The organism is Acidimicrobiales bacterium, from assembly GCA_022452035.1.
In the GTDB taxonomy this organism is placed as follows: Bacteria; Actinomycetota; Acidimicrobiia; order Acidimicrobiales; family MedAcidi-G1; genus UBA9410.
Map to the genome: position 1 here is coordinate 1 of JAKURV010000008.1, position 26,394 is coordinate 26,394.

General features: G+C 63.2%; 23 protein-coding genes. 7 read left to right on the forward strand and 16 right to left on the reverse strand.

The window, feature by feature from the left end; all coding sequences use genetic code 11:
* The 3 genes from MK181_04140 to MK181_04150 all read right to left on the reverse strand — a co-directional run.
* Window positions 1–270, reverse strand: a 270-nt coding sequence (locus MK181_04140) for a hypothetical protein (GenBank protein ID MCH2418988.1), incomplete at its 3' end; no start/stop codon positions are given.
* Window positions 271–472: 202 nt separating this feature from the next.
* A complete protein-coding gene (locus MK181_04145) occupies window positions 473–1,252 on the reverse strand; it encodes an SDR family NAD(P)-dependent oxidoreductase (protein ID MCH2418989.1) in 780 nt (259 codons plus the stop codon).
* Between the two features lie 19 nt (window positions 1,253–1,271).
* Entirely contained in the window at window positions 1,272–2,069 is a 798-nt protein-coding gene (locus MK181_04150) for an SDR family oxidoreductase (GenBank protein MCH2418990.1), read from the reverse strand.
* A gap of 138 nt (window positions 2,070–2,207) precedes the next feature.
* Between MK181_04150 and MK181_04155 the strand changes: the two genes are divergently transcribed.
* Window positions 2,208–4,355 carry a molybdopterin-dependent oxidoreductase gene (locus MK181_04155; protein MCH2418991.1) on the forward strand — a complete coding sequence of 716 codons (2,148 nt, stop codon included), beginning with the start codon at window positions 2,208–2,210 and terminating at the stop codon, window positions 4,353–4,355.
* Window positions 4,356–4,382: 27 nt separating this feature from the next.
* On the opposite strand, the gene MK181_04160 is transcribed toward MK181_04155, so the two are convergent.
* The 5 genes from MK181_04160 to MK181_04180 all read right to left on the reverse strand — a co-directional run bounded on the left by MK181_04160 (window position 4,383) and on the right by MK181_04180 (window position 9,898).
* A complete protein-coding gene (locus MK181_04160) occupies window positions 4,383–5,864 on the reverse strand; it encodes a sulfatase-like hydrolase/transferase (protein MCH2418992.1) in 1,482 nt (493 codons plus the stop codon).
* Window positions 5,861–6,934, reverse strand: a complete 1,074-nt coding sequence (locus MK181_04165; protein MCH2418993.1) for an aminoglycoside phosphotransferase family protein — start codon at window positions 6,932–6,934, stop codon at window positions 5,861–5,863. The genes MK181_04160 and MK181_04165 overlap by 4 nt, the downstream gene beginning before the upstream one ends.
* 66 nt (window positions 6,935–7,000) lie before the next feature.
* On the reverse strand, window positions 7,001–7,411 hold the full coding sequence (locus MK181_04170; protein ID MCH2418994.1) for a VOC family protein: 411 nt from the start codon (window positions 7,409–7,411) through the stop codon (window positions 7,001–7,003).
* Between the two features lie 152 nt (window positions 7,412–7,563).
* Window positions 7,564–8,844, reverse strand: a complete 1,281-nt coding sequence (locus MK181_04175) for a cytochrome P450 (protein ID MCH2418995.1) — start codon at window positions 8,842–8,844, stop codon at window positions 7,564–7,566.
* Between the two features lie 55 nt (window positions 8,845–8,899).
* Window positions 8,900–9,898 carry a TIGR03621 family F420-dependent LLM class oxidoreductase gene (locus MK181_04180; GenBank protein MCH2418996.1) on the reverse strand — a complete coding sequence of 333 codons (999 nt, stop codon included), beginning with the start codon at window positions 9,896–9,898 and terminating at the stop codon, window positions 8,900–8,902.
* Window positions 9,899–9,988: 90 nt separating this feature from the next.
* Here MK181_04180 and MK181_04185 point away from each other — a divergent pair, with 90 nt between their 5' ends.
* Window positions 9,989–10,519 carry a pyridoxamine 5'-phosphate oxidase family protein gene (locus tag MK181_04185; GenBank protein ID MCH2418997.1) on the forward strand — a complete coding sequence of 177 codons (531 nt, stop codon included), beginning with the start codon at window positions 9,989–9,991 and terminating at the stop codon, window positions 10,517–10,519.
* On the opposite strand, the gene MK181_04190 is transcribed toward MK181_04185, so the two are convergent.
* The 7 genes from MK181_04190 to lpdA all read right to left on the reverse strand — a co-directional run bounded on the left by MK181_04190 (window position 10,511) and on the right by lpdA (window position 19,384).
* The gene (locus MK181_04190; GenBank protein MCH2418998.1) at window positions 10,511–12,052 is read right to left on the reverse strand and encodes an AMP-binding protein; all 1,542 of its coding nucleotides are present in this window, start codon (window positions 12,050–12,052) and stop codon (window positions 10,511–10,513) included. The two genes, MK181_04185 and MK181_04190, sit on opposite strands and share 9 nt — an antisense overlap.
* Before the next feature lie 501 nt (window positions 12,053–12,553).
* On the reverse strand, window positions 12,554–13,693 hold the full coding sequence (locus MK181_04195) for a thiolase family protein (protein ID MCH2418999.1): 1,140 nt from the start codon (window positions 13,691–13,693) through the stop codon (window positions 12,554–12,556).
* Window positions 13,686–14,126 (reverse strand): OB-fold domain-containing protein, encoded by a 441-nt coding sequence (locus MK181_04200; protein ID MCH2419000.1) that lies wholly within the window; start codon window positions 14,124–14,126, stop codon window positions 13,686–13,688. The genes MK181_04195 and MK181_04200 overlap by 8 nt, the downstream gene beginning before the upstream one ends.
* A gap of 121 nt (window positions 14,127–14,247) precedes the next feature.
* A complete protein-coding gene (locus MK181_04205) occupies window positions 14,248–15,099 on the reverse strand; it encodes a hypothetical protein (protein MCH2419001.1) in 852 nt (283 codons plus the stop codon).
* 25 nt (window positions 15,100–15,124) lie between these two features.
* Window positions 15,125–16,231 (reverse strand): Xaa-Pro peptidase family protein, encoded by a 1,107-nt coding sequence (locus tag MK181_04210; GenBank protein MCH2419002.1) that lies wholly within the window; start codon window positions 16,229–16,231, stop codon window positions 15,125–15,127.
* 43 nt (window positions 16,232–16,274) lie between these two features.
* Window positions 16,275–17,927, reverse strand: a complete 1,653-nt coding sequence (gene lipA / locus MK181_04215) for a lipoyl synthase (GenBank protein MCH2419003.1) — start codon at window positions 17,925–17,927, stop codon at window positions 16,275–16,277.
* A 53-nt stretch (window positions 17,928–17,980) separates the two neighbouring features.
* The gene (gene lpdA, locus MK181_04220) at window positions 17,981–19,384 is read right to left on the reverse strand and encodes a dihydrolipoyl dehydrogenase (protein MCH2419004.1); all 1,404 of its coding nucleotides are present in this window, start codon (window positions 19,382–19,384) and stop codon (window positions 17,981–17,983) included.
* 116 nt (window positions 19,385–19,500) lie between these two features.
* Here lpdA and MK181_04225 point away from each other — a divergent pair, with 116 nt between their 5' ends.
* From MK181_04225 to MK181_04245, 5 genes are all read left to right on the forward strand, one after another.
* Window positions 19,501–19,773 (forward strand): hypothetical protein, encoded by a 273-nt coding sequence (locus tag MK181_04225; GenBank protein ID MCH2419005.1) that lies wholly within the window; start codon window positions 19,501–19,503, stop codon window positions 19,771–19,773.
* A gap of 69 nt (window positions 19,774–19,842) precedes the next feature.
* Window positions 19,843–20,082 carry a hypothetical protein gene (locus tag MK181_04230; protein ID MCH2419006.1) on the forward strand — a complete coding sequence of 80 codons (240 nt, stop codon included), beginning with the start codon at window positions 19,843–19,845 and terminating at the stop codon, window positions 20,080–20,082.
* Window positions 20,083–20,155: 73 nt separating this feature from the next.
* A complete protein-coding gene (gene leuC / locus MK181_04235) occupies window positions 20,156–21,559 on the forward strand; it encodes a 3-isopropylmalate dehydratase large subunit (protein MCH2419007.1) in 1,404 nt (467 codons plus the stop codon).
* 10 nt (window positions 21,560–21,569) lie between these two features.
* Window positions 21,570–22,163 (forward strand): 3-isopropylmalate dehydratase small subunit, encoded by a 594-nt coding sequence (leuD, locus tag MK181_04240; protein MCH2419008.1) that lies wholly within the window; start codon window positions 21,570–21,572, stop codon window positions 22,161–22,163.
* The gene (locus tag MK181_04245) at window positions 22,160–24,454 is read left to right on the forward strand and encodes a beta-propeller domain-containing protein (protein ID MCH2419009.1); all 2,295 of its coding nucleotides are present in this window, start codon (window positions 22,160–22,162) and stop codon (window positions 24,452–24,454) included. The genes leuD and MK181_04245 overlap by 4 nt, the downstream gene beginning before the upstream one ends.
* 153 nt (window positions 24,455–24,607) lie before the next feature.
* On the opposite strand, the gene MK181_04250 is transcribed toward MK181_04245, so the two are convergent.
* Window positions 24,608–26,182 (reverse strand): 2-isopropylmalate synthase, encoded by a 1,575-nt coding sequence (locus MK181_04250; GenBank protein MCH2419010.1) that lies wholly within the window; start codon window positions 26,180–26,182, stop codon window positions 24,608–24,610.
* Between the last annotated feature and the right edge of the window lie 212 nt (window positions 26,183–26,394).

Here is a 26,394-nt window from a genome sequence, read left to right on the forward strand (position 1 = left end):
CGTCGACTCCAACATCGCACCAACGGCGTAAACGCCAGCGATCTGGGACGACCAGTTGTGAATCGGCAACTTGATCGGATCAGACGAATCCGCAGCAGCAGCCTCTTCAGCAGCTGGCGCCGCCGTAGTAGCCGCCGGCGCAGCCGTAGTAGCCGCCGGAGCCGCCGTCGTAGCGGTGCTCTGACCACCAGACGCGGCATCGTCATCCGACCCGCAGGCCGAGGCCACCATCGCCAGAGCGGCGAAGATGACAATGAGTCGCTTCAACATGAAGACGTTTCCCCTCTGTATGAATCGGAGAAGCGAACTGCTCCCCCCGTTAAATGGCCCCATGAACCCGAGATCGGATCCCAGCAAATAGGGCCTCTGCCCAGATTAGTGACAGCAGACGCAGTCTTCAAGAAGTAACTAGTCAGTTAATAAGAAAAAGTGTGAAGTTGGCGGGAGCCAGGACCTAGCGGGAAGCCGGGATCTAGTAGTAGGCGTCTCCCCCATCAAGCGAGATGGTCCCACCGCTGAAGCCAGCACCCTCATCAGAGGCTAGATGGACCGCGAATGCTGCAACTTCACCCACAGTGACCGGACGCTGAAGAGCGGTATGCGCCGTGTAGAAGGAAACCAATTCGTCGACGCCGCCTAATCCCTGAGCGCGTCCAGCCCGCTCGTGGACCATATCTGTCACCACGATCCCTGGGCAGATGGCATTGACAGTGATCCCTTCTACCCCAACTTCTCGAGCTACCGACTTGACGAACCCGTTGATCGCATGCTTGTTCGCCGCATAACCGGCGATGTTGGGCTTAGCCACCTTTCCTTCGACTGAAGAGATGGCAAGAACCCGTCCTGACCTCTGGGGGACCATGTACCGCAAGGCCCTTCTCGTAGCCCAGAACGTGTGGTTCAAATTCAGGTTGAGTTCGTACTGCCACTCCTCGTCAGACATATCCACCACCGGGGCTGTATCTCTGACACCACCTGCGTTGCAAACCAGAATGTCGATCTGACCGTAGGTCTCCACGGCGTGGTCAACGAGCCCCTCGGCTACTACCTGATCAGTCACACTCCCCGGCCAGAAGGCCACTCGGTCCCCACCGTTCATCTCAGCGAGAGCGGCTGCACCCTTTTCTGGACTCCGACCGTTGATGACAACCGACGCACCCTCGTCAAGAAATGCCTCTGCGATGGCACGTCCGATGCCCCGAGTCCCTCCCGAGACTGCAGCAACTCTTCCGTCAAGTCTGGATCCACCCATCTGATCGCAATCCTCTCCTCTAAGAGTCGTTTTCCTGCCTCGGTCGATAATGATGGGCCCGTTGGGTTCGCCCCCCCGCGACCAACAAGAGTTGGCCGGTCACCCACGATGCAGCATCGGACGCGAGGTAAACCACGGCCGCGGCGATGTCATCTGGGACGCCCATCCGAGCCAAGGGGATGGTGGCCTGGATCTCGTCCAACTGGTCGTCAACGTTAAGTACCTCTCGGAATGCCTCGGTGACCACCGGCCCGGGTGCAACGGCATTGACGCGAATCGCCGGCGCGAGTTCAAGGGCCAGGGTCTGGGTCAAGTTGTTCATCCCAGCTTTCGCGGCCGCATAGGGGCCGGTGAACGGTGAGCCACGGGTCCCTGCGCCTGAGGAAATGTTAATGATGGAACCGGCTTCGCCCATCCGCGGTGCTGCGGCCTTACATCCCTGAAAGGCAGATGTGAGGTTGAGATCGAGTTGGGACCTGAATACTTCATCGCTTGTCTCTACAAGTCGCCTAGTGGTCTTCTCGTCTGACCCACCGACATTGTTGACCCAGATGTCCAGGTGCCCGAATCTCTCCATGGCCTGATCCGCAAGCGTTTCGGAGAAATCTCGGATATCGCCTTGCACTATCAGAGCCGAGCGCCCTCGTTTTTCGATCTCCGCAGCAGTGGCCTCAAGATCATGGATACGCCGGGAATTCAACACGACATCACAACCGAAATCGGCAAGGCCTAACGCAATAGACCGGCCAATCCCCTGTCCCGAGCCAGTGACCACGGCAACTCGGCCGTTCATCTCGAAGAGGTCACGTACCGTCATGCCTTCTGATCCTCACATATCTTGAATGTGCCCAAGCCAGGAAAACGATGATCCACCCAGTCGGATGGCCTATTCAAAAAGTAACCCGGCGATTAGTTTGTCTAGGTGGTCGGACCGAGCGCAACACCAGAGCAGAGAGTGGAGAGGCACGCCTCCTTCTGCCGCTTCTGTCACGCGGCCTGCCCGGTCCTCGTCGACATTGAGGACGGTGACCGGATAGTTGACATTCGCGGCGATCGCTCAGACCCTCTCTTCCAGGGCTTTACCTGCGTGAAGGGCCGACAACTCGCCGACCATCATCATCATCCCGATCGCGTCAGGACTTCCCTTCGGCGAACCCCCACTGGCTCCTTTGAACCAATCTCTTCGACATCAGCCCTGGACGAGATCGCTTCGAAAATCGACCAGATCGTTGCCGATCATGGCCCCCGGGCGGTAGCCAGCTATACGGGAACGGGCGCCTACCAGAACTCGACCGCTGTGCCAGTGGCCGCCGCTTGGCATGAAGGTCTCCAGTCGCCCTCCTTTTACACTTCCGTCACTATCGATCAGCCGGCCCACCGTTCGGCCGCCCTGCGTATGGGGGCTTGGGAGGCTGGCTGGCACAACTTTTCTGACTCCGATGTTCATCTAGCCATCGGCTACAACCCGCTCGCCTCGAGTTACGGCCCAGCCGGAGGCCTACAGGGAACCAACCCGTTCGTTGCTCTGCGGGAGGCGAAAGATCGAGGCCTGAAGACAATTGTCGTGGACCCGCGACGTACTGAATTCGCGGCCAGTGCCGACATCTGGCTACAAGTCCAACCGGGTGAGGACCCGACGCTCCTAGCCGGACTTATAAGAGAGGTCATCCGACTGGGTTATGCCGACAAGGCCTTTTGCAGCCGGCACGTATCCAACATCGATGAACTGACTGCGGCGGTAGAGGCCTTCGATCCTGGATACGTCGCTAGGCGGGCGGGGATCGACGCTCAGGCTGTTACGGAGGCAGCAGAACTCTTTGGGGCGGCCGAGCGCGGATCTGCCGGCACCGGAACCGGGCCGAATATGGCCCCACACTCGATGTTGACCGAACATTTGGCCCTTTGCCTTAACGCCATCTGCGGCCGGGTGAACCGTGCTGGCGACGAACTTGAGAGTGGCCATTTCCTGTCCCCGGGGAACACGCGCCGCGCTGCAGTAGTGCCACCATCGGATCCAGCGCCGGGCGCTGCACACCGTGTTCGGGACTTGCACGGCATGGCAGACGAGATGCTGACCAACACCCTCGCCGATGAGATCCTCCTCGATGGCCCAGGGCAAGTCCGGGCGCTCATCGTCTCAGGTGGCAACCCAGTCGTCGCGTGGCCAGACCAGAAAAAGACCGTTGCTGCACTCAGAGCTCTCGAACTTCTGGTGGTCATTGACCACCGCATGAGCCCGACCAGCGAGCTCGCGGATTTCGTCATTGCTCCGAGACTCCAACTCGAGCGAGCCGACGTGCCCCACATCATGGATCGGCGCTTTCCAGCGCCATACACGAATTACACCCCGGCGATCCTGAACTCGAACGACGACCTCCTAGCGGAGTGGGAGGTGTTTGCCGGTATCGCTGCTCGAAACGGCAGCCCCATAAACCTTCCCGGCGGAGCCATCCCCTTCTCAGGCAACGACGTCGAGCCGGGCATTGGTGACGAGGAGGTACTTGATCTCGTCTACGGGTCCGCCAGAATGCCAATGGCAGAGATCCGCAAGAATCGGGGCGTCATCCACCCGGACCGCGTTCGGGTCGTACCTGATGAAGGCAGATCCGCTGCCCTACTCGATGTCGGCCCAGCGGATGTAGTCCATGAACTGGGAGAGGTCTTGGCTGAGCGGAGTTCAGCCGACCGGTTGCTGGGAGGCCATAGTGAGGCGCAGTTCCCCTATCGCCTCATCAGCCGTCGGGCCAAGCACGTCCTGAACTCCTTCGGACGCGAACTACCGGGGCTAGCACGATTGGGAACGACCAACCCAGCGTTCATGCACCCGAGAGACCTGGCCTCTCTGGGTATTGCTGCAGGTGAACTCGTGCGGATTGAGTCGCCGAACGGGGCCGTCGAAGGCGTCGCCGAACCGTCGCCCGCCGTCAAACAGGGTGTCGTCTCGATGTCCCACGCCTGGGGAACGGCTTCCCAGACAGACGAGGACGTTCGCACGGAAGGTTCACCAACGAACCGACTGGTCTCCAACGAGAGAGGCACCGACCCGATCACCGGGATGGCCGTACAGAGCGCTATCCCAGTCCGAGTAAGTCGCCTGGGTTGACCCGGCGGATTAACTGTTCCGCAGGCTTCAGCGGTCTCTGAACTCCTGACGCTCGAGCTCGAGGAGGTCTTCGAACCTGCGCCGGACCTCTTGGCGACGGCCGCGGTCCATGGCGAGGTTCACTAGCTCATGAGGGTCTTCTTGGAGATCGTAGAACTCGTGCTCGTGGTCTTCGAAGGCTGCATCTCGGTCGACTTGTTTCGCTGAGGTGATCGGTGTACCCCGCGTGGTGCTTGAACCACCAATCCCGTAGTAGCGGCAGTACTTGAATCGGCCATCGAACACTCCGCGGCTCGCGTAGCGGGTTTCTAGGAGGCCGTCGTACCAGGCCCAGTCCTGCGCGAAGAGAACTTCAGGGCGACCGTCAGTCGACGGGTCGGCCAGGACTCCGCTCATCTGTCGACCTGGCCAACCCTCCAGACGGTCCTCTCCGGCTCCACTGAAGCCGGCCAAGGTTCGGGCTAGGTCGACATGGCTGAACATCGCGTCCGTAGTCGAGCCTGCCGCTGTCACCTCGGGAGCGACGATGTAGAGGGGAATCCTCATGGTTTCCTCGTAGTTCCAGGGCCCTTTCGATCGCAGTCCGTGCGAACCACATTGATCGCCGTGGTCCGAGGTGAAGACGACAACGGTGTTGTCCCAGCCTCCCGTGTCATCTAGTGCATCAAGGATGTGGCCGATGTTCGCATCGCTCAACTGATGCAACTTGGCGTAGTAGTCGAGTTGGCGCAGCCAGTGTTCGGTATCAGAACGTTCTAGCCAGCCGCATGACTTGCTTGATTCGTAGAGAAAGCGTCGGTGCACGTCCGGTTTGGTGTGCAGATCATCGTCAAAGTTGGCCGGCAGCTCAGTGAACCACTCTTCGTAGGGGAGTTCGAACGCCGGAAGCGGGTCATCGCGACCCCAGTCCCGCTTGGCGTGTCGGTCTCGCACCGACTCGAAATGAAGGGGATTGGACTCCTGATACCAGGGTTGGTCCATCGGATACCACATGACGTCATGAGGGTTCACCAAACCCACTGCGAGGAACCAGGGCTGATCTGAGGGCGCCGAGTTGCGGATCCAATCAGCAGCCGAAGTCGCTATCGGCCCGTCGAACTCCGTTCCACTTCCTGCCTGGCCCCAGAACGATTTGTCATTTCCTTCCCAGTCCGAGAAGCCGTAGGCGTCCATGTCTGGATACGCCTCGAAAGTGAGGTGCCATTTTCCCTTGTAGGCCGTGTAGTAGCCCTGCTCGCGAAAGATCTTGCCCAAGGTGTCCGCGTCAGTCCCCAGTTCGCCGTTGGCCGGCTCGATGCAGTTCTCGTTCACACCGTGGACGGGCATATAACCGCCAGTGAACAAGGTCCCGCGTGATGGAGAGCACGGCGAGGTGTGTGTGTAGTAGCGGGTGAACTCGAGGCCCTCATCGATGAGGCGCTGCCTGTTTGGGAGTTCCAGGCCGTTGGGAAGCCAGTCCCTCTGGCGCTCTTGATCCGCCAACAACAGGAGCACGTTTGGACGGTTCATGGAAGTTCTGCCTCCAACTGCCCATGGTCGTCCAGGGCGGCCAACGCTCTCAGCGCCATAGTCTCGGCTAGGAGTCGGGTCCGTGGCTCGTCCATGTCTCCGACAACCATAAGTGCGGCCGCGATCGTCAGGCCGTACCACATCGCCTCCTCATACCCGACCATTAGCTCGACGGGATCCAAGCCCGGTTGCAGCGTCCTCACGACATCCGCGTAGAGGTCCAGGAGCTCTTTCTCGTGGTTCCGCCTGTTCTCGATGGTGAGCGACTGGGAGATGAAATAGGCGAGGTCCCACGAAGCAGGTCCGACGCCTACCCCTTGCCAGTCGATGACGGTCACCGTGGTCCCATCAGGCGAAAACAACAGATTGTCGAGTCGAAGGTCCAGATGGATCAGGGTCGCCAGGCACCCGCGGCTATTAGCCAGCGCCTCGTCGAGTCGCCGTTCTAACAACTCCCCCGCAACCGAAATCTTCGGATCCGAACCGGGTCCGATCATCTCGGCGAGAGGGTTCCAGCCGTTGCGGACATGATCCCCCAGAGATCTACGACGATCCGGTGAACCCAAGGTGGGGAGCCACTCGAGGCCCTCGATCTCCGGGTCACCTGCCCATTTCGCATGAAGCGAGGCCATCTCCCGGATGACCAGCTTGGCTCGACCGGCGTCAATCCCGTTGAGTTGGTCCACCTCGACATCCGCCTCGATCGCCTCGAGGAGAAGCAGGAACTCTGCACTCTTGGCGTCGTACCAGGAGGCATATACGTCTGGCAGCCGCATCGGAGTGCGGTTCGCCAAAACGTCAAAGAAGCGCAACTCTCTCTCGTAGATGCCTACGGCCAGAGCCCGACTTCGCACCAGTTCCCGGGAGGAACTGAACTTCGCAACCACGCGAGGCGGGCCATGCGCTGCATCGCCATATCGGAGGTCGAGGAGAAAGAGCTCGCACAGCATTCCGCGGTCTAGGCCCAGTGGTTCGGCCTCGAAGTCCAGGATTTCGACCCCGAGAGCCCTGGAGAGCACCTCTGTGGTCAGGTCATTCAGGCTGACCGGAAACGGTGCAGAACCGATCATGAGAGAAGGCGCCGAAGGCTTGAGCCGCAAATCTGCGAGCGAGGTCGAAGCATTAGTTGTAGTTGATCAGGCGAAGGTCGCGCCTGCCCACCACGCCTCCATACGGGGTCGGACACCAAGGGACACCAGTTCGATGACTCCGATCGCTGGGGTTTCGAGATAGGCAAAATTTCCAAAGCTCTCAGAGGGTGGGCGCGCTGCTGCCAAAAGCGTCGCTCCATGATCCAGAAGGCCCTGTACTCGGACTGAAATGTCGTTGACCCATACCCCAAAGTGATGGATGCCCGACGTTTGCGAACTGTCCCAGATGCTCCCATCAGGTCCTTCGACCAGTTCGACGTGGACCGGCCCCTCCGTTGAGTAGACGAAACGAAGTGGAACAGAAAGTTGTCCTTCTTCGGGGGTCCAAACCGGCTGGTTGGGAACCTCGGCTGGCTCAGCCCAACTGATACCTAGAGTCGATCCCCAGTCCTTCATTGCCTGTGGAAGGTCGTCAACTAAGAAACCAAAATGGAAGATGTCCGCTGGGTCCACGAGGATGCCTTACGCCTCGGGACGGCGATCGATAGTTCTTGGGATACGTAGTAGCGCCACTCGGGAATCGGTCTCCCTCGACTGACGGAGGTGGTTCACGACGTCGTCAATTCGAGGTCAAGCCGTTTCAGCCCGCGGAGCATGAAGCTGGGTTGATACCGGATTTCGTTACCAGAACTTAGGGAGAAGGAATGGATCCGTCGGCTGAGCTCTTCCAACGCAACCGTGGTTTCAAGCCTGGAAAGGCTTGCCCCAAGGCAGAAATGGTTGCCTTTCCCAAAGGACAAGTGCTGCGAGAGGTTGTCCCGATTCGGCTCGAACGAGTCTCCATCGGGAAACAGCGTCTCGTCACGATTGGCGGACGCGTACATGATCACGACCCTGGAGCCAGCGGGGATACTTGTGCCTGCTACGTCAACATCACGTGTGGCAATCCGCCACATCCCCTGGGTGGGAGATGAAAGACGCAGGCTCTCTTCGGCAACCCGACCCGCCATCGTGGGGTCGGTCTGCAACTGATTCCAGACCTCTGGCCGCTCGCTGAGGAGGAGCATCGCCTCGGCTAGGAGCTTCGTCGTGGTCTCGTTCCCCGCGACGAGTATCTGCTGGAGGATGCTGAGAATCTCCTCGGTGGACAGCGGTTCGTCGGGCAGGTCAGGGTCCTCCTGTATGTCGATACGTGCTTGGACCAGGTTTGTCAGGATGTCTTCACGGGGTTCTGCACGCCGCTGATCCAACTGCTCGGCGAAGTAGTGCTGGAACTCGATGATTGATTTCTCACACTCGACCTGCTCATCGACTGTGAGTTCTCTCCCAGTGCCGGCAACCGCATCGTCGCTCCAACGCTTGAAGTCCTCCAGCCGATCACCGGGAACGTTGAGAGCCCGAGCAATGACGGCCACCGGAAGCGGTACCGCGAACTCCTCAACGAATTCACAACGACCAGTGGGAAGGAAACGGTCTATCAACTCATTGGTACGACTCCGGATGAACGGCTCGAGGTCAGCTATGGCACGTGAAGTGAAGGCACGGCTTACGAGTTTCCGATACCGGGTATGTTCCGGCGGGTCGACCGTCAAGAGGGTGTCCCGGCGGGGATAGGCCCCGTATTCCTCCTGTACCTCAATAAGTCGTTTGACTGCTTCCTTGCTCGGCGGAAGGCCAGAACGCCCGAACTTGGAAGAAAACGTCCCAGGGTCCATCAGGACCCGCATGACATCCTCATGTCTGCTGATCAGATAAAACTCGGTTCCTGCTGCTTCGGCGAGAAATACGGGACACGACTCGCGCATGGCCGCGTAGTACAGGTGGGGACACTGCTGGACTTCCGGGTCCAAGATGTCGAAGTCACCAAGGTCTGAATGGGCACCGGTCATGATCTGAGCTCCTCCATCTTTTGCACCTTTGGCGATAGCCCTGCGGCCACCAGAGTCATCGGCCGGCCAACCGTTCGACGATGGGCGCAAAGTCTTCGAGAACCGCTGCGCCAACAGTCACGTATGAGATGCCGTTGACCTCTCGCTGGCTCTCAAGCTGCTCCACGATCTCTTCGACAGAGCCGATAAGCACGTGGGGGTGGTCTCGCAGATCTTCACTCGCCACACCAACCCTCTGCGCTACAAGTTCTGTGTCTGATTGTGCGTTGTGAGTGACCGACGTGAAGTAGGCGCCTATCTCAAGCTCGAGGTCCCCGAATCGTTCTCCGGCTCCTTCTCTAACCCAGTCGATCTTCTTTGACGTCTGGTCTGAGCTGCCCGAACGCACGCCGTCGGAACCGATCCGGCCACTTGAGTTGTCGAAGTTCAGTGACACGATGTCAGCAATACGACCAGCGGCCTTGAGCACCCGTGGTGATCCACCACCCACCATGACGCGGGGACCATCCGGCTGGACCGAAGCGGGCACGGCCCGCATGTTTCTTGCAGTCACATGTGCTCCATGAAACGAAAGTTCCGCACCAGAGAAGAACTCCCGGGTGAACTCCACCGTTTCGATTAGGCGTTCAATCCGGACGCCAGGCGCTTCCATCGGGATCCCGAGTGCCTCGTATTCCGACCCAGCCCAACCAGCTCCGAAACCTGGCTCAAGACGACCATCTGAGAACAGGTCGATTGTGGCGAGCTCCTTGGCCAGTACCACGGGGTGGTGATAGTCGACACAGAGGACCCGACAGCCGATTCGGAGCGATTCCGTCACCCCTGCTGCTGCAGTCATTGCGGGTATGGCAGCAACCGTCTGGAGCGGGTGCCTGGCTTCCTCCAGGGCAAGACCAGGACCGAAGTAGTGGTCCGCGACGTGCAAAGTGGAATAACCCAAGTCTTCGACACGCCGCGCGGTGTCTAGCCATTCGGCCTTCGACGACGGCGCGTATGCCTGACAGGCGAAGCGAAAGGCCCTAGCCAACTCGAGAAGCCCCCGGAAGTTCCTCACATCTCATGTACATTTCTGCAAACTAACCAGTTGATTAGTTTGATGCCAAGGGGTTCCCCACTGTTTCGGGGGATGGGCAAGGAGCACGAAATGACCGAACCGGAAAGCGGAACCGATTATGTCGACAGCTACGAAGACGTGTCGAAGTTCCACCTAGACGACGATCGGGAAGCCGTACTGCTCTCTAAGCAAACCGAATGCACCTTTATGTGGACAACCACCGCAGGTGAACCGGTTGGGGTAATCATGAACTTCGTCTTCCACGAAGGACGGTTCTGGGTTACCTGTACTCGACGTCGGAAACGGGTACCCGCGGTGGAACGTAGGCCAAGAGTCGCCTTGGCGATCTCCAGCCGAGGCACCGACATCGGAATCAGCCAGACGGTGACCTACAAGGGCAACGCAAGAGTGTTGGATGATGCTGCAACTACCGGATGGTTCTACCCCGCCCTAGCTGCCAAAGTCCGACCGGAGACCAACGAGGCTCAGGCTGCGTTCGTTAAACACCTAGACAGCCCTGGTCGGGTCGTGATCGAAATCACTCCCGACCAGCGAATCGGATTCGACGCGGAAGAGATGTTCCGGGACTCACCCGCTGGACCGTCCCGCTCCTCAGTCTGAGGTCGTTGCCGGTTCGTCCCACCACGGTGAACGAAGCTTTCGTTTGTCGATCTTTCCCATGGTCGTCCGACCAAGATCCTCAACCAAGGTGACCGTACGCGGACATTTGTGATGTGAAAGCCGCTGCAAGCAGTACCCAAGAATCTCGCTCTCGTCTACCCGCTTTTCAGGATCCGACAAAACCACAAGGGCCTTGAGTTCCTCACCCATCTCGCGGTGCGGAACGCCGATACAGGCAACATCCGCTACGTCTGGGTGACCAATGAGTACCTGCTCGGCCTCAGCCGGGTAAAGGTTGACACCACCCGAGACGACCATGTCCGAAACGCGGTCACCAATGTAGACATAGCCGTCTCTGTCTATATGGCCAAGCTCACCAAGAGTGAAGACCCCTGGCTTTAGGTGTGCTGCGGCAGACTTAGCCGGATCGCCCGGATACACAACTCCGCGGCCAGTCGAGTCTTGGAAGAAGAGCCGACCCTCTGTCCCTGACGGGACCTCTTCGCCCTGATCGTCCACGACCAATGGAGTAAACGGTGGGACAGCCCGCCCAACAGAACCAGGGTGTTCAAGCCACTCCTCGCTCGTGATCGAGCAAGTAGTGCCTACCTCTGTCGCTCCGTATGCCTCCACAAAGACCGGGCCCCACCACTCGATCATGGCTCGCTTCACTTCAATCGGGCACTTCGATCCCGTGTGGACGACAAGCCGAATCGAGGACACGTCGTATTGCTCTCGAATCTTGGACGGGAGGTCGATGAGTCGAACAAAATGCGTCGGTACCATTAGCGTCGATTCGACCTGGTTGTCGCTGATGACACGCAGCGTCTCCTCAGCGTCAAACCGTCCTGTCACGATTGATGGCACCCCGGCCAACAGCGAGCGCATCCCACTCAGCGGGCCTGTGTGATACATCGGCCCGAGGACGAGGTGGGTCCCGAGTTTCGCGAACCTGTTCTCCCTCACGTTTTCAAGGTGTTCTCGAATTGTCGAACCCCCAGCGAACATGGTCGGAGGGAGCTCCGTTCCTTTAGGGACTCCGGTTGTACCTGAGGTGTACAACATGTTCGGTAGGGGACGCACATCATCAGGGGGCGGAGAATCCGAGCCGGATTCAAGCCACTCGTCCCAAGACAGAGCGCCTGAGGTCTCACAATCCCCCCACGCGACAACGGTCGATACCTCAGCAAGCCGCGCCGCCTCGACTGCCCACTCAACCGTTTCCGGCCCCGCGAAGACGACCTCTGTGCGCGAATCCCGGAGGATGTAGGCAACTTCTGAGGACGTGAGGTGAAAGTTCACCGGAACAGTCGACGCCCCACCAAACAAGCCAGCAAGATGGGCCATGGCTGTTTCACAGGAGTTCTCTGCAAATACGGCAACCCGCCGAGATGCCCCTAAGTCGGCCTGCAAAAGTGCGTTGGCGCACCGGTTGAGAACGAGATCGACTGCCGCCCATGTCAGCCTGGAGTCCGGGCCGACGATTGCAATCGATCCCGGTTCGAGGCCGAGTTCTTCGATGAAGTCCGGCACGACTAGCGGTCGTTCTGACCAGTCGCCGTCGAGACCTCAGGGCCGAGAGGGTCAACTATCGGAGTCGGCCCAGTTTCATCTTCGGCCCCAGAGGTTTGTCGATCGTGTAAGACCAGAGAGCGAACCGCGAAAAGCCATTGGCCATTGACCTTTAGGTATTCGTCGTCATAGTGAGCGACCATGAAACCGGAAGTGCCGTCATTCCGCTCGAAGTGTTCTTTGAAGTACCAACGACCGGAACCGGAACAACCGGACTGGTCAAGATCAACCGTGCCACTGTCGACGATCTGGACGACCTTCCGGAATCGCTGCATCTCCTTAGTCCAAAGACTCAAGATCTCGGCTCGGCCTTTGACTGCCCTTTCGGGCCCCAAGTCCCACGAAGCCTCTAGGGCAAAGGTGCTAGACCAGGCTTCCGAATCGCGATCGTTTACCGCATTGGCATAGCGGTGAACTAGGTCAGAGATTGCGTTATGACTTCGCAGATTCTCTGTCATCAAGTCACCTGCTGAGAATCGTGACCCCAGAAATGCCTGGTGCTCCGTAAACGTGTGTATAGGCCACTCGCGGGTCTCGCGGCACCTGCCGCGGTCCTGCATCTCCTCGGAGTTGCAGAACATTCTCGTACACCTGCCGGAGACCAGAAGCTCCAATAGGTTCACCGTTGGCAAGGCAACCACCGTCAGTATTGATCGGGAGCCGGCCATCGATCTCTGTCTCTCCATGAGCGATGATCCGTTCCTGCTCACCGTGTTGGCATAAGCCGTTCTCTGCCATGTGCATGACCTCTGCGCCCGACTCCGTGTCCTGCAGTTGGGCTAGATCCACATCTTCCGGACCGATCCCCGCCATTTCGAACGCAGTGCGCGACGCGTCGACGGTCGGGCCATCAGAACGCTCAATGGCAAGATGGGGAGCCGTTACCTCAAAAGAACCGAAACGTCGGGAACGGACGGCAGCTGCCCTGAGGAAGACGGGCCGAGCCGCCATCTTCCGAGCCCGCTTGGCGCTGGCAAGGACAATGGCCACGCCACCCTCGCCAGGCGAGCAAAACATGTACTGGGTCAACGGATAGGAAAGCATTTTCGAGCCCTTGATTTGGTCTGCAGACAATGGCTCGCGACGCCAAGCCATAGGGTTCATCGCTCCGTTTCTGTAGGCCTTCTCGGCTACTTGGACTAGAGCCGAATGGGTAACACCAAACTCGTGCATGTACCGGTTGATCTTCATCGCAAAGAACTGAGTGGTCAGGGCAAGGCCGGATCGCCCATACCATTCTCCGATTTCTGCAGTACTCGGGCGGAACGCGCCCCGTTCATGTTTATCGAAGCCGATCGCAATACCCAGGTCGAACATCCCTGATTCGATGGCGTTCCAGGCTGCGAACAGTGCTGAACCCCCGGTCGCGCAACCGTTCGAAACGTTGATGAACTGCAGGCCAGTCAACCCCAACTTTGAAACCATGAGGTCGGCGGCACCTGCTGACTTACTTCCACCAAAGGCGAACTGCATGTCCTGCCAGGTAAGACCTGAGTCGACCAAAGCTCTTCGGACGGCAACCACACCTTGGTCCATGCCCGAAAGCCCCTCATGACGGCCAAACTCATGCATCCCAATACCGACAATCGCTACTTCACTCATTGCTGGCATCCTTCGGAGCAAAGGCGAATGTCACGACCTCTTCGTCCAAGTCGTTGATCGTCAAGGGAACCAACACCAGTTTCATCGGCATTCCGATCCGGAGACGTGACGGGTCATTTTCGGTCAAGCGGGCCTCGACACGGAGTTCATCGGGCAGTTCCACATAACCAACGCCAAATGGTTCAAAGTCGTGCTCTTCGGCATCACCAACATAGGGCGGAGCCTTTGGCGGGTATCCCTGGATGGTCCATGTCCAAAGTTCACCCTCGGCGCCCAACTCGACCTGCTCTACTTCGGTTCCGCTGCACTTGGGACACCCGGTCTGATACGGAAAGACGTGGTTCTGGCAGTCAATGCACCGCCCACCGATAAGTCGGACGGTCTCTGCCGAACCGGAGAAGAGACCGTCTTGAACCGGTACCTGCTTCCTCATGTTCACTGCCTTCCAGTCCAGGGGGTGGTAGTTACGAAAGTAACCATACGATCAATTAGAGACCAACCTCACTGTTTGCCGATTTGGGGCGTTACATCATCCCCTGCCGGGTGGCCGGGCCTCAGGCCAGCGTGGCCCGGGCCACCAGGTCCATGCCAAAGGCAGTGAGGATGGCCAGGTAGAGAAGGCCGGTAGCCGCCATGACGGCCGAATACTGGCGTTCCCGGAGGGCCGCCCGGGTCAGGGCCACCAGTGCGATGGAGGTCACCGAGCACGCCGCCCAGAACCAGCCCAGAAGGCCGTTGTAGCCGTCGTCGATGGTGCCATTCAGTACTGAGCCCATACCGGTCGGCCATAGCAAGACAGCCAACTCGAACGGCCACACCACACCCGTCCACCGAACCAGTTCCAGCAATGGTCCCCGGGCCAGGCCGGGCTGCACGAGGTACCAGTGGCCCAGCAGCATGGCGTCGGTGACCGCTCCCAGGAACAGCGCCCCGACCAGGGTGCGTGCCACGGCTAGCAACGCCGGGTCTCCGGCGTCGAGGCCGCCCGCCACAAGGGCTATCAGGCCCAGGGCGGGCGCCACCAAGTCCAGGGCAGGCGGGAACTCCGACACCGAGTCGTCGAAGGTCCGCCGGTCCCGGTCGATACCAGTCATCTCGGCCACCCGGGTGGTCCGGCGCTCCTCGACCCCCCGCTGGCCGGCTACTCCGGCTCGGCGACGCAGTACCGAGATCACCAGGGCCACTGCGGTGGCGGTCACCATCCCCGCTCCAGCCACCTCGCGGACGGGCACCGGGTCCAGAGCTAGGCCTGCCGCTACCCCGCCCGCCGCTATCAGACCAAACGTGGTCCGCATCATCCAGCCGTAACCGATGCCTACTTCTCGGCGTCGGCTGGTCACCCACAGGAAGAACAGGCCCCCGGCCGCCCACTGGAGCAGCACGGTGGCCGCGTCGAGGTCGATCACCGGCGTACGCGAACTGTCGGACCGGTCAGCCCTCGACCACGGCCAGGCTGCGGTCGATCTGGTTCATAGCCACCGGGCCGTCGGCAGTAGCCACCACGATGTCCTCCAACCGGGCGCCCCACACGCCAGGCACGTAGATACCCGGTTCAACGGAGAAGGCGTGGCCGACAGCTAGCGGCAGTTCGTTGCCGGCCACGATGTTGGGGTGCTCGTGTGCCTCCACGCCGATGCCGTGACCGGTCCGGTGAACGAAGTGCTCACCGTGCCCGGCGTCGACGATGACCCGTCGGGCCGCCGCGTCGACGTCCTCACATGGGGTACCAACGGTGGCTTCTGCCACCCCGGCGGTCTGTGAGGCGTGCAGCACCCCGTAAAGCTCGGCGAACCCATCGGGAGGCGGGCCAATGTGGACGCACCGGGTGATGTCGGAGCAGTAGCCGACATCGCCCGGGCCGACCATGGTGCCGCCGATGTCGAACAGCACCCCCTCGCCGTCGCCGATGACCCGGCCCCCCGGCTCGTGGTGGGGGCTGGCCGCGTTAGGTCCCGAGGCCACGATCACGAAGTTGATCCGGTGGTGACCTTCGTCCAAGATCCGCCGCCCAATCTGGGCTGCCACGTCGGCCTCGGTCCTGCCGACCAGCGGGACCTGCCCGGCCTGGACGTCGGCCAAGATGCGGTCCACGGCGGCACCGGCCCGGCGCAGAGCCTCCACCTCGTCGGCATCCTTAACCATCCGTAGCGGCGCTGTGACCTCCGAGGCCCGGGTGAACGACAGGGTGGGACACGCTGTGCCGAGGTCGACTAGGAACCCGGCCCACATCTGGTCGCCGACGGCCGCCGTAGCCGCCCCGCCGACCAGGTCGACCACCCGGGCAATGGGATCCTCGCCGTCCCGCCAGGTGACTAGGTCAAACACCTCCGGACGCTCCACGACCCGCGGAGCCTCCAGGTGAGGCACCACCAGATGGACATCGCCGTCGCGGGGCACGACCAGCATGGTGAGGCGCTCCAGCGGCATGGCCTCATATCCGCAGAAATACGGCAGGTCGGCACCCACCGACAGGAGCAAAACGTCCACGCCCCGGTCGGCCATAGCCTCGCGGGCCCGATCGATGCGCTGGCTGAACACAGCGACAGGCTACGAGGACTGCGGCGGCCGGGCGGCGACGGGCTCAGCCCCCTCGGGCGGACAGGGACACGGCCACCGGGCCCGTCGCGGCGGACTCGGCGGCCTGGCGGGCGTGGTAGCTGGACCGGGTTAATGGTCCGGCCTCCACGTGGTCGATCCCCCGGGCTTCGCCGTACACCGCCCAACGGTCGAAAGTAGCCGGCTCCACCCAGCGCTCTACCGGAAGGTGGCTGGTGGTCGGCTGCAGATACTGACCGATGGTCACGATGTCGCAACCCACCGCGGTCAGGTCGGCTAGACAGCCCTCCACTTCATCGTCGGTCTCCCCGAGGCCGACGATGATCGACGACTTAGTAGTCAGGCCAGCCGCCTTCGCCCGGGCCAGCACCGACAGACTGCGGGCGTAAGACGCCGACGGCCGGACCCGCCGCTGCAGGCGGGCCACCGTCTCGACGTTGTGGCTCAGGACGTCAGGCCGGGCGTCAAAGACTGCCCTAAGAGCCTCAGGATCGCCCTTGCAGTCCGGGATCAACACCTCGACGGCCGTCCCCGGGTTGCGGTCCCGGACAGTGGTGATAGTGGCCGCGAAGGCCGACGCTCCGCCATCGTGCAGGTCGTCTCGGGCCACCGCGGTCACCACTGCGTGGCGCAGGCCCATCTCGGCCACCGCCTCAGCCACCCGGTGAGGCTCATCGAGATCCGGGGCGTCGGGCCGGCGGGTGTCAACCATGCAGAAGCCACAGGCCCGGGTACATCGCTCGCCGTTGATCATGAAGGTAGCCGTGCCGTCATTCCAGCAATCGAACACGTTGGGGCAGCCAGCCTCCTCGCACACCGTGGTGAGCCGACGGCTACGCATCACGGCCTTGAGGCGCAGGTAGTCGGGCCCCGTCTCCAGCGGCACCCTCATCCACTCGGGCTTACGACCCACCAGCGGACGGGCCCCAACCTCTCCACGCCGGCTAAAGACGCTCAGATCGTCTGCCCGGTAAGCCCATGCCACGTCGGCCCGGTCCAGTGGGCCAGCCGCCCACTGGTCGACGGCCCGGTCGACCACACGGTCGACGACCCGGCGCATCGGGACGTTGACCCCCTCGGCGGCCAGCGACGTGACCCCGTAACCGGTAATCCCGCAGGGAACCATGCGGTCGAAGTACGAAAGGTCGGGATCCACGTTGAGGGCGAAACCGTGCATGGTTCTGCTCCGGGTTAACTTCACCCCGATGGCCGCCACCTTCCGAGGTCGGGGACCTTCGGGTTCTACCCAGACCCCGGGGTACCGGTCCAGGCGGCCCACATCAACAAGGCCGAGGTCTCTGCAGACGTCGATAAGGAGGTCCTCCACCGAGCGCACGTAGGCCACCGTGTCGGCCATGCCACCGCCCCGCTTGCCGGGGAGGTGGAGAAGCGGATAGCCGACTAGCTGGCCGGGACCGTGGAAGGTGATATCACCGCCCCGGTCGGCCCGCTCAAGGTCTGCTCCCACCTCGTTGGGGGGAAGCAGCAGGTTGTCCAGAGAGGCCCGTACGCCGAGCGTGTAGACGGGATGGTGCTCGAGGAGGAGTAGATGGTCCTGCGGATGGTCGGCCGACCCGGCGGGGGCATGGATGCCCTGCTGGAGAGCCAGAGCGTCGCGATAGCGAACACGGCCCAACCATCGGACCCGGAACGGTCGGGAGTGAGAGTTGGAGGTCACGGTGCCACCACCACCTGCAGGGTGATGGCCACCAGTTCGGTGTCTGCCATGACTTAGCCGTGCAGCGGCCGGCCGGTGAGGGCCAGTACCGTCTCGCCAAACATCTCGCTGAGCGTCGGGTGTGGCTGGATAAACGCCGCTACCTCGTCCACCGTGAGCTCCCAGTTGACGGCCAGGTAGCCCTGTCCCAACTGCTCAGTCGCCCACGGTCCGACCAGGTGGACCCCCAAGATCCGCCCGGCGCGACCGGCGGGGTCCCGCTCGGCCACCACCTTCACCAGGCCATCTGTGTCGCCCAAGATTCGGGCCCGCCCATTACCGGCGAGCCGGTGACTGCTAACCACCACGTCGTGTCCGGCCTCTACGGCCGCTGCCTCAGTCAGGCCGGCAAACGCCACCTCGGGGTGGCTATAAATACACCACGGCACGGTTGTCGGGTCGAGAGGAACTGGCGCCTCGCCGAGAATGTCCTTCACCACAAACATCCCCTCGGCGAAGCCAACGTGGGCCAACTGCGGGGTGGCCACCACGTCTCCCGCTGCGTAGACGCCTGGCTCGCCGGTTCGGAGGCGGTCGTCAACCTGGATGAAGCCTCGATCGTCAACCACCACTCGGGTGTCAACTAGGCCTGCCGAATCACCCCGGGGTTGGCGGCCTACAGCCATCACGACCAGGTCGACCTCGACGGCCTCGTCGTTGCCGAACCGGACGGTGGTGGCGCCGCCGGCCGGGTCGTGGCCGTGAACGACCACCCCAGCGTGCACGGAGATCTGACGGCGGTGAAACGAGCGCCGGACGGCCCCGGCCACGTCGGTATCACAACCGGGGAGGATCTCCGGGAGAGCCTCTAGGAGGGTGATCGTCGAGCCATAGTCGGCCAGCATCGAGGCGAACTCGCAGCCGATGGCGCCGGCCCCGATCACCGCTACCCGGTCCGGTACCTCAAGCAGGGACAGCAACTCGTCGCTGGTGACGACCAGCGTCCCATCGACCTCGAAGCCGGGAATGGTGCGAGGCGTCGACCCGGTGGCCAGCACGATGTGGTCGGCAGCCGCCACGGTCGACCCGTTGGGACCGTCCACGGTGACGACATGGTCCGCGCCAAGGCGTCCCGTACCGTCGTAGACGGTGACGTCACGTCCGGCCAGCAGGGAACTCAGCCCGCCGGCCAGGCCGTCGATGACCTCCTGCTTGCGCTGCTGGCTAACCGCCAAGTCCACGACTGGCTTGTGGTCACCAGTCGACACGCCGAACTGGGAGGCGCCCCGGACGGTGCGCAGCACCGAGGCCGTCTCTAACAGTTCCTTGGCCGGGATGCAGCCGAGGTGGAGACAGGTCCCGCCAATCCGCCCCTCTTCGACGAGGCCCACGTCGAGGCCGGTCGCCGCCCCGTAGAGCGCCGCCGCATACCCCGCCGGGCCACCGCCCACCACCAGCAGGTCGTGACGGAGGGTCATAGCGCCACCACTACCTGCACGGTGAAGGCCACCAGTAGCGCCATCCCGCACACCAGGGCCGAGATGATCAGGACGCGGGTGCTCACGACGCCGACGGTACCCCGTAGGGTCGTGATATGACCCCGATCAGGACGGGCTTTCTGGCCGTCCTGGTGCTTGTAACGGGTGCCTGTGGCGGCGCAGTCGATACAACCGCCCCTGTTCCAATACCGGCCCCCACGACCGCCATGGAGGTGGCCGCCTCCGAGTTGGGGTCGGCGGCCGGCGTACGGGGCGCTGCGGTACCGGACGAGTTGGGGTTCGAGGCGGTACTGATTGGCGGCGGCATGCTCCACGGTGCTGATCTGGCCGGCCAGGACGTCCTGTTCTGGTTCTGGGCTCCTACCTGAGCGACGTGCCGTAGAGAGGCCTCGGCGGTCGCCGAGCTCAGCCGCCGACCGGACATCACGGTGGTCGGAGTGTCCACCATCGGCCCGGACGTTGACCCGGAGTGGTCAGCATCCATCCTCCGGGAGTGGGGCATCACCGGGTTCTCACACATTGCTGACGACGGGCGGGTGGGAGTCCTCTTCGATGTCTTCGGGACACCGGGCATGGCCGTGGTCACCGCGAGTGGCTCGGTGGCCTCCCGAACTGGTGACCCGGGACCGGGTGGTTATGACGACCTGATTCAGGCCGCCCGGGCGATGGACACTTAACCACCGCCGGCGCGGGCGCCCTCAACGGCCGACCCCGTATCCTGTCCTGACCCGACCCCTACGAGGAGTCCCGATGTCCGGGAAGACCCTGAGCCAAAAGGTCTGGGACCGTCACGTAGTGCGGTCGGCCGACGGCCAACCCGACTTGCTGTTCATCGACCTGCACTTGGTCCACGAGGTCACCTCCCCACAGGCCTTCGACGGTCTCCGCACGGCCGGACGGCGGGTCCGCCACCCGGAGTTGACGGTGGCCACTGAGGACCACAACGTGCCCACGGTCGACATTGACCAGCCCATCGCTGACCCGATCAGTCGCACCCAGGTCGAGGCCCTGCGGACCAACTGCGAGGAGTTCGGCGTGCCGCTCTACCCGATGGGTGATCCGGGGCAGGGCATCGTGCACGTCATCGGCCCCGAGAAGGGCCTGACCCTGCCCGGCATGACCGTGGTGTGCGGCGACAGCCACACCAGTACCCACGGGGCGTTCGGGGCGCTGGCCTTTGGCATCGGCACCAGTGAGGTGGAACACGTTTTGGCCACCCAAACTCTGCCCCAGCAGGTGCCCGGCACCCTGGCCGTCACCGTGGACGGCACCCTCCCCGAGGGCTCCACGGCCAAGGACGTGATTCTGGCGATCGTGGGCCGCCTGGGCACAGGTGGTGGGATCGGCTCGGTCATCGAGTACCGGGGCGAGGTGATCCGCAACCTTTCAATGGAGGGCCGGATGACTGTCTGCAACATGTCCATCGAGGCCGGGGCCAAGGCCGGCTTGATCGCCCCTGACGACACCACCTTCGAATACCTGGCTGGTCGCCCCCACGCCCCGTTTGGTGCCGACTGGGACGCCGCGGTGAACGATTGGCGGAGCCTGGCTACCGACGACGACGCCGTGTTCGACCGGGAGGTCGTCCTGGACGGTGCCGACATCGTCCCTCACGTGTCGTGGGGCACCAACCCCGGTCAGGTCATGCGCATGGACGGCACCGTGCCCGACCCCGGGTCGTTCGAGGATCCCAGCCAGGCCGAAGCCGCCCAGCGGGCCCTGGACTACATGGGACTGACCGCCGGAACCCCGATCCGCGACGTGGCCGTCGACACCGTGTTCATCGGCTCGTGCACCAACAGCCGCATCGAGGACCTCCGGGCCGCCGCTGAGGTGGCCGACGGTCGCCAGGTGGCCGACGGGATGCGCACGCTGGTCGTTCCCGGCTCCGGGGCGGTCAAAGCCCAAGCCGAGGCTGAGGGCCTCCCCGAGGTGTTCACCGCTGCCGGCTTCGACTGGCGGGAGCCCGGGTGCTCTATGTGCCTGGCCATGAACCCCGACAAGCTCACGGCCGGCGAACGCTGCGCCAGTACCAGCAACCGGAACTTCGAGGGCCGACAGGGACGGGGCGGGCGCACCCACCTGGTCTCCCCGGCCGTCGCCGCTGCCACGGCCATCGCCGGCACGTTCGCCACACCGGCCGACCTGGACTGAGGAGGACAACATGGACGCCGTCCAGATCGTCTCGGGCACCGCGCTGCCGCTCCGACGTTCCGACGTGGACACCGACCAGATCATCCCCAGCGACTGGCTGAAGCGCGTGGAGCGCACTGGCTTCGAGAAGGGTCTGTTCTCCGAGTGGCGCGACAACCGGGACTTTGTGCTCAACGATGAGCGCTACTCCGAGGCTGTGGTGCTGGTGGCCGGGCCCAACTTCGGCACCGGTTCGTCGCGCGAGCACGCCGTATGGGCCATCCAGCAGTACGGGTTCGGGGCCGTGGTCTCGCCGCGGTTCGCTGACATTTTCCGGAACAACTGCACCAAGAACGGCCTGGTGCCCGTGCAGGTAACGCCCGAGGTGGGTGCCGCCCTTCTGGACGCCGTCGAGGCCGACCCCGACCTGGTGGTCACCATCGATCTGGCCAACTTGACGCTGGAGGCCCCGGATGCCGGGATCTCCTGCACGTTCCCGATGGATGACGCCACACGTGAGCGCTATCTGGAGGGCCTGGACGACATCGGCATCTCGCTGCGTCACGAGGACGACATCACCGGCTACGAGTCAACCCGACCGTCCTGGCTACCCACCACGGGATGACCTCCGGGCGGCGGGTCCTGCGCAACGGCCTGGCGGTCACAGTGGTGAGCTTGGTGGTCGTCGGGTGCGGCACCGACCCGGCTGGGCTGGGCCGGTCGGGTAACCCGGTGGCACCCACCACGATGACGGTGGCCCCGTCGACCACCGGTCCGACGGCCACCGTGGCTCCCTCGACGACCGGGGTAGTCGACGTGTCGGGTACCGAGTTAACCGCTGGGCTGGTCCCGTTCACGGAATGTGACGAGTTGTTGCGTCACCTGCGGACGGAGGCCACTGAACGGGTCGGGCCCTACGGCCTAGGCGGTGGGTGGTTCGGCGGACCGGTCGTCATGGAAATGGCGACGATGGACGTGGCGATGGCCGCCCCGGCAGTCGGCATGGCCCGGTCCATGGAGGAAGGTGTCGACTACTCGGGTACCAACGTCCAGGAGGTCGGGATCGACGAACCCGACATCCTCAAGACCGACGGCCGGCGGATCGTGGTCGTCGAGGACGACTACCTCTACTACGTGGACGTGTCCGGTCCGGCGGCGGTGCTGACCGGCTCGCTGCGCCTGGAGGGCCACTGGAGCCGCGACCTGCTGCTGGCCGGGAGCCGGGCGTTCCTTATCGCCGACACCCATATCCCGGGCGACGGTGACACGGACGTCACGGCGCCTGCCCTGACCCGGCTCTCGCCGCCCGGCACCTGGACACCGCTGACCAGCGTGATCGAGGTGGACCTCTCCGATCCAGCCAACCTCCGCATCGTCGGTGTCCTGACCGTGCAGGGCCGGCACGTCAGCAGCCGGGTGGTGGGCGGGGCAGCCCGCGTCGTCGTGGTCTCCACGCCGAGCGAACTGCCGTTCGTCTACCCGGCCAGCCCGACCGGAGAGGAACGTGCCGAACGGTTCAACCGCGAGGTGGTGGCCGAGACCGTCCTGGCCGATTGGATGCCCGACTTTGTCCTCGAATCCGCTGGCACCACGGTGGCCGAAGGGTCACTGAACGCCTGCACCGACGTGTCTCACCCGGTGGACTTCGCCGGCTTCTCCACCCTGTCGGTCCTAACCGTGCCCCTCTACGAGCCGCTGGCCGCTCCGGCGACCACCGCCGTGCTGGCTGAGGGAACCACCGTCTACGCCGGGCACGAGAACCTGTACGTGACGACTAACGCCTGGGTCGATCCCGAGGAGATGCAAGACGAGTCCCTGATGCGGTGGTGGAACGACAACTGGGACACCGCCGTCCACCAGTTCGACGTCACCGACCCGACGGCCGCCACCTACACAGCCTCGGGTGAGGTTCCGGGACACCTCCTGAACCAGTTCTCGCTGTCCGAGCACGACGGTTACCTGAGGGTGGCCACCACCACCGGCGGCCCGTGGCGGTTCGACGAGGACGCCGAGTCGATGGTGACCGTGCTGGCCCGCAACGACGCGACCTTGGAGATAGTGGGCCAAGTGGGTGACATGGGCCGGGGCGAGCGGATCTTCGCCGTGCGCTACGTGGGCGACGTGGCCTACGTGGTGACCTTTCGCCAGACCGATCCCTTCTACACCGTGGACCTCTCGGACCCCACGGCGCCCACCGTGCGGGGCGAGTTGAAGATCACTGGGTTCAGCGGCTACCTGCACCCCGTCGGCCCCGATCGGGTGCTGGGCATTGGCCAGGAGGCCACCGACGAGGGCCGGACCACCGGCACCAAGGTCACCCTGTTTGATGTGTCGGACCTGGACGCGCCCCGCGACCTGGCCACCTGGACCCAGGGTGGCGGCCACAGCGGCGTGGAGTGGGACCACCGAGCCTTCCTGGCCTGGAAGGACCTGGCCGTTCTCCCCTTTAACGACTGGCAGGCCGAGGAGAACGGAGCGGTCGTCCTGCGGGTGGGCCATGACTCTCTCGACGAGGTGGGTCGTATCGACCACGCCGACGATCCGGGTACCGAGCCGGTGCCGCCGTGCCCCGAGGTGGACCCGGCCGAACTGGCCGACGAGGCGACACGCCTGGAGATGATGGGCGGCCCTGTGGTCATGTTTTGCGACCGGGGCGTGAAGGCCACCTTGAAGGGGCACTGGTGCGACCTGCTGCCTCGCGACGACGCCCACTGGTGGGCCGAGGAGTTCGGGGTCGACCCGGACGCCATTCCCGCCGACGTCGACGTGGTGGTCTGCTGGCCGGACGGCGGCTATGTGCAGCCCATCCAGCGCACGCTGGTCATCGGCACCGGCCTGTGGTCGTACTCCCGCCAGCGGCTACAGGAGAACGCCCTGGAGGACCTGGCCCGCCAACAGGTCGTCGACCTGGGCTGAGCCCGGTAAGGCCTCCAGCATGGTGAACGAACCGTGGACGACGGCCGGCATGGCCACATGCCTCACCGTCGATCCCGTCGTCGATGGTGAAGTCCAGAAGCGTCGGGAGGGATAACTCCCCGTACCCAGGGTCGGCAGTCTTCAGGTGCTGTCTCAGCCGATGTGGCCGGGACGGTCCACGGCGTTGGGGTCCTCACCAGACTCCCGGATCCGGGCGATTTTGTTGAGGGCCCCGATAAAGGCCCGTGCCGAAGCCTCTACCACGTCGGTAGACAGACCCCGACCGGAAACCTTGACACCGTCGTTGCTCTCGAAGGTGAGCGCCACGTCGGCCAGGGCGTCCACGCCACCGGTTACCGAGGTGACGTTGTAGTCGGTCATCCGACCCTCGACCCCGGTGGCCTGCTTGATGGCCGTGCAAGAGGCGTCCACCATCCCGTCGCCTTCGCAGGACACCGAGACCTCCTCGCCGTCCACTCGTATCACCAAGTCGGCCGACGGCGTGCTGACGCTGCCGCCCCGTACGTCCAGGCTCAAGAACTCGTAAGCGTGGTCGACCCTGCCGCCCACTTCCTCGATGGCCAGGGCCTCCAGGTCGGCATCACTGAGCTGCACCTTGCGGTCGGCCAACTCCTTGAACCGGGTAAAGGCCGCGTTGAGGGCATCGCCCTGGATGTCGTGGCCGAGTTTCTGGAGGGCGTCGCGGAAGGCGGCCCGACCCGAGTGCTTGCCCAACACCAGCTGGCTCTCGCCCTGGCCCACGGCCGCCGGGTCCATGATCTCGTAGGTGGTGCGCTCGTTCAGCACGCCGTGCTGGTGGATGCCTGCCTCGTGGGCGAAGGCGTTGCGCCCCACCACGGCCTTGTTGTACTGCACCGGGTAACCGGTGAGGCGGCTGACGATCCGGCTGGACTTCGCTAGCTCCTCGGTCCGGATGTCTACCTCGATGTCGGCGTAGGTGTCGGGCCGGGTGCGGATGGCCATGACGATCTCCTCCATGGCCGCGTTGCCAGCCCGCTCGCCGATGCCGTTGATGGTGCACTCCACTTGCCGGGCTCCGGCCTCAACGGCAGCCAGGGAGTTGGCCACGGCTAGGCCGAGGTCGTTGTGGCAGTGCGTGGAGAGCACGTAGTTGCCCGACACCCGCTCCCGGATGGCCCGGATGCGTGCCGCCCACTCCACCGGGGTGGCGAATCCCACGGTGTCCGGGATGTTCAGAGTTCCGGCCCCGGCGTCCACCGCGGCCTGCAGCACGTCGCACATGAAGTCGAAGTCGGAGCGCGATGCGTCCTCGGGGCTGAACTCGACGTCGTCGGTGTACTCCCGGGCCCGGGTGACCGCCGAGGCGGCCTCGGTCAGCACCTGGGCGGGGCTCATCTTGAGCTTGTGTTCCATGTGGGTGGGGCTGGTAGCGATGAAGGTGTGGATGCGTCGTTGGGCCGCCGGTTCGATGGCCTCCCAGCAGCGGTCGATGTCCTTGTGGGCGGTGCGGGAAAGCCCGCAGATGGTCGGTCCCTCTATGGACGAAGCAATGGCGTGGACGGCCTCGAAGTCGCCCTGGCTGGCGATGGGGAACCCGGCCTCGATGTAGTCGACGCCCAGGCGGGCCAGCTGATCGGCGATCTCCAGTTTCTCCCCAACGTCTAGGGAGATGCCCGGCGACTGCTCGCCGTCGCGGAGGGTGGTGTCGAAGATGATCACCCGATCGGTCTTCGTCTGCTCGCTCATGGCTGGTTCCGTTTCTGGTCTGGTCTGGTCTGGTTTGGTCTGGTGGGTGTGACGGTCTCGTTCCGGCTGCGGATCCCCTCCGGCGGACGGTTCCCGAAAACCGAAGAACCTCCTGGCCCAGTGGGCGCAGGAGGTTCGGGCGAACGCGTATGTGGGGCGTTCGCCCTAGGTCAGCAGCAGGAGGTCGAGGACGGGTTGCATTGGGAACCAGT

What these genes read in the sequence shown, in the direction of transcription:
- lpdA (MCH2419004.1), bottom strand. Translation starts at nt 19,384, where the DNA reads ATGACCCTCCGTCACGACCTGCTGGTGGTGGGCGGTGGCCCGGCGGGG.
- MK181_04160 (MCH2418992.1), bottom strand. Translation starts at nt 5,864, where the DNA reads ATGAACCGTCCAAACGTGCTCCTGTTGTTGGCGGATCAAGAGCGCCAG.
- MK181_04195 (MCH2418999.1), bottom strand. Translation starts at nt 13,693, where the DNA reads ATGAGTGAAGTAGCGATTGTCGGTATTGGGATGCATGAGTTTGGCCGT.
- leuD (MCH2419008.1), top strand. Translation starts at nt 21,570, where the DNA reads ATGGACGCCGTCCAGATCGTCTCGGGCACCGCGCTGCCGCTCCGACGT.
- MK181_04150 (MCH2418990.1), bottom strand. Translation starts at nt 2,069, where the DNA reads ATGACGGTACGTGACCTCTTCGAGATGAACGGCCGAGTTGCCGTGGTC.
- MK181_04245 (MCH2419009.1), top strand. Translation starts at nt 22,160, where the DNA reads ATGACCTCCGGGCGGCGGGTCCTGCGCAACGGCCTGGCGGTCACAGTG.
- MK181_04200 (MCH2419000.1), bottom strand. Translation starts at nt 14,126, where the DNA reads ATGAGGAAGCAGGTACCGGTTCAAGACGGTCTCTTCTCCGGTTCGGCA.
- MK181_04250 (MCH2419010.1), bottom strand. Translation starts at nt 26,182, where the DNA reads ATGAGCGAGCAGACGAAGACCGATCGGGTGATCATCTTCGACACCACC.
- MK181_04225 (MCH2419005.1), top strand. Translation starts at nt 19,501, where the DNA reads ATGACCCCGATCAGGACGGGCTTTCTGGCCGTCCTGGTGCTTGTAACG.
- MK181_04145 (MCH2418989.1), bottom strand. Translation starts at nt 1,252, where the DNA reads ATGGGTGGATCCAGACTTGACGGAAGAGTTGCTGCAGTCTCGGGAGGG.
- MK181_04185 (MCH2418997.1), top strand. Translation starts at nt 9,989, where the DNA reads ATGACCGAACCGGAAAGCGGAACCGATTATGTCGACAGCTACGAAGAC.
- MK181_04170 (MCH2418994.1), bottom strand. Translation starts at nt 7,411, where the DNA reads ATGAAGGACTGGGGATCGACTCTAGGTATCAGTTGGGCTGAGCCAGCC.
- MK181_04165 (MCH2418993.1), bottom strand. Translation starts at nt 6,934, where the DNA reads ATGATCGGTTCTGCACCGTTTCCGGTCAGCCTGAATGACCTGACCACA.
- MK181_04175 (MCH2418995.1), bottom strand. Translation starts at nt 8,844, where the DNA reads ATGACCGGTGCCCATTCAGACCTTGGTGACTTCGACATCTTGGACCCG.
- leuC (MCH2419007.1), top strand. Translation starts at nt 20,156, where the DNA reads ATGTCCGGGAAGACCCTGAGCCAAAAGGTCTGGGACCGTCACGTAGTG.